At 68.2% G+C, this 661-nt stretch carries 1 protein-coding gene and 1 pseudogene; both read left to right on the plus strand.

What is annotated here, in order from left to right; all coding sequences use genetic code 11:
• A pseudogene (locus Mlute_RS15405) lies at window positions 1–228 on the plus strand (hypothetical protein); the annotation flags it as partial.
• Window positions 229–283: 55 nt separating this feature from the next.
• On the plus strand, window positions 284–661 hold a 378-nt coding region (locus tag Mlute_RS15410), incomplete at its 3' end, for a transposase (protein WP_220452093.1).

Raw genomic sequence — 661 nt, forward strand, 5'->3', positions numbered from 1 at the left:
AACCCGGGCCCCAGGCCAAAGCTGACCCCAGAAGAACAGGAGAGGGTGCTGCAGGCCCTCCAGGGAACCCTGCCCGACGGCGGCTTGTGGACGGGGCTCAAGCTGCAACGCTGGGTGGCGGAGGTGCTGGGGAAGGAGGTCTCTCTCTACCCCATCTACCGCCTCCTGCACACGCTGGGCAACCCCTCCGGGAGGTTCAGGCGGCCAGGGCTGCGGAGCAGAGGGTGAGGCTTCTGGCCTACGACGAGCACCGGTTGGGGCTGAGGCCGGTGTACCGGCGGATGTGGGCGCGGCGGTGGGGGCGCATCGCCACCGGTGGTTCTACGTGTGTACCTTTGGGGAGCCGGAGACGGGGGAGCCTCTGAGCCTTCTGGTGGATGGGATGGACACCGGGGTGATGAGCTGGGTATTGCAGGAGCTAAGGGCCTGGCTGAGGGCGGGGGAGGAGGCCTGGGTGGTGCTGGATCGGGCGGGGTGGCATATGTCGCCGAGGGTGGAGGTGCCGCCGGGGATTCGCCTGGTCCTTCTGCCGCCCTACTCGCCGGAGCTACAACCGGCGGAGCGGGTCTGGCCTTTGATCAACGAGGCGGTGGCCAACCGGTACTTCGAGGATCTGGAGGAGATGATGGCGGTGGTAGCCGAGCGGTGCCGGGTGCTGGAG

The sequence above is a fragment of the Meiothermus luteus genome, from assembly GCF_003574085.1.
Classification (GTDB): domain Bacteria; phylum Deinococcota; class Deinococci; order Deinococcales; family Thermaceae; genus Meiothermus; species Meiothermus luteus.